Origin of the sequence: Nonomuraea sp. NPDC048892, from assembly GCF_040649735.1 — a bacterium.
GTDB classification, from domain to species: domain Bacteria; phylum Actinomycetota; class Actinomycetes; order Streptosporangiales; family Streptosporangiaceae; genus Nonomuraea; species Nonomuraea maheshkhaliensis.
Genome location: NZ_JBEZFZ010000076.1, coordinates 1 through 1,653, shown reverse-complemented (window position 1 = coordinate 1,653; position 1,653 = coordinate 1). Strand labels below are relative to the sequence as shown.

2 protein-coding genes are annotated in these 1,653 nt (G+C 73.8%); both read left to right on the top strand.

Annotation, left to right across the window (positions count from 1 at the left end):
* On the top strand, nucleotides 1-265 hold a 265-nt coding region (locus AB0C28_RS56175), incomplete at its 5' end, for an ATP-binding protein (RefSeq protein WP_358085782.1).
* Nucleotides 266-421: 156 nt separating this feature from the next.
* On the top strand, nucleotides 422-1,258 hold the full coding sequence (locus tag AB0C28_RS56170) for a universal stress protein (RefSeq protein WP_358085779.1): 837 nt from the start codon (nucleotides 422-424) through the stop codon (nucleotides 1,256-1,258).
* The last annotated feature ends 395 nt before the right edge of the window (nucleotides 1,259-1,653 follow it).

Here is a 1,653-nt window from a genome sequence, read left to right as displayed (position 1 = left end):
CGCCGAGCACGTGGTGGCGGTGCTGCGCGAGGCGCTGTCCAACGTCGTACGGCACTCGCACGCGACCAGGGCCGAGGTGTCCGTCGAGGTCGCGGGCGGCGCCCTCACCCTGCTGGTCACCGACAACGGCGTGGGCCTGGGCGAGGGCGGGCGGCGCAGCGGGCTGCGCAACATCGAGGAACGGGCCGGCCGGCTGGGCGGTTCCGCGCTGTTGGAGTCCCCCGACAAGGGCGGCACGCGGCTGAGGTGGACGATCCCTCTGTGAGGGCCGCGGCCCGCATGCCGAAGGGCTGGATCGGCTCGCCACGGATGAGCGCCGGGCCGGACGAGACGAGGACCAAAGTCCCCTCAGCACAGGAGGGACGCCTCTGAGCGGCGGGTTCCGCCCGCGCGAACCTGGAAGCGGACCCAGGAGGCGACGATGGGCATGGACGAGCTCGGCGTGGTGGTGGGCTACGACGGTTCCTTGTCAGCACGGGAAGCCCTGCGATGGGCGGCCGCGGAGGCTGCCGGCAGAGGGGTGCCGCTGACGGTGTGCCACGCGTGGGACTGGCCGTATCGCGAGTGGCCCGGCGAGCTGGTGCCGCTCGAACTCGTCCGCCGCCCCGCCCAGCGGCTGGTCAAGGCCGCGGCCGCCTGGGCCGGACGGAACCATCCCGGCGTCGCGGTCAACACGCTGACCGATCGCGGCTCCCCGTCCGCGCTCCTGACCGACCTGTCCGCCGGCGCCGAGCTGATCGTGGTGGGCAGCCGCGGGCACGGCGCCCTCCACGGCATGGCAGTCGGATCGGTGAGCGGTCATGTCGCCTCCAGGGTCCGCTGCCCGGTGATCGTCATGCGCGGCGACCCGCAGGAGCGTGACGCGCGCGAGGTCCTGGTGGGTTTCGACGGCTCCCCAGCGTCCAGGGCCGCGCTGAGCTTCGCCGCCACGGAGGCGTACCGGCTCGGCAGCCCGATTCATGTTGTGATCGCCCGCCACGACCGGAGCGGGGAAGCAGACCCGCTGGAGCTGCGCATCCAGGCCCAGGGGCTCGCCTGGGACGAGCTGACCGCCCGGCAGCACGCCCATCCGGACCTTCAGGCGAGCGTCGAACTCGCGGACGAGCCCGCGCGCCGGGCGCTGCTCGAAGCGGCCCGCAAGTCCTGCCTGCTGGTGGTCGGGGCGCGCGGCCTTGGCGAGGTGCGGGGGCTGCTCCTCGGCTCCGTCAGCCAGGCCATGGTCCACCACGCACCCTGCCCCGTCGCCGTGGTCCACTGACCAGACGCGCGTTGTCCGGATTTCGGCCGGGCTGACTGCGGCGCTCGCCCTCGTCATCCACCGCCGCCAAGACTGACGGCCCGCCCTCCGCATGAGCCGTCCGGCAGGGGACGAAGGTCCCCGCGCCGCGGGCCCTACGGCACTGCAACGGAAGCCGCGCGAGCGGTGTGCTGGAGGCGACTCGGAAACGGCGCATCACCCCTCGGAAAGGGGGCCATCATGAACGCCACCATCGGCAGGCCCGCCGTGCAGGCCGGCGCCACGCAAGCTCGCCGCCCGGTCGGCTACGTGTGGGCCGCGGCCCGGATCGCGCTCGGCTGGACCTTCCTCTGGGCGTTCCTGGACAAGACCTTCGGCTGGGGCTTCGCCACCCCCGCGGAGCGTGCCTGGGTCGC

Excerpts from the sequence above, each read along its gene's own strand:
- AB0C28_RS56170 (WP_358085779.1), top strand. The coding sequence starts at position 422 with ATGGGCATGGACGAGCTCGGCGTGGTGGTGGGCTACGACGGTTCCTTG.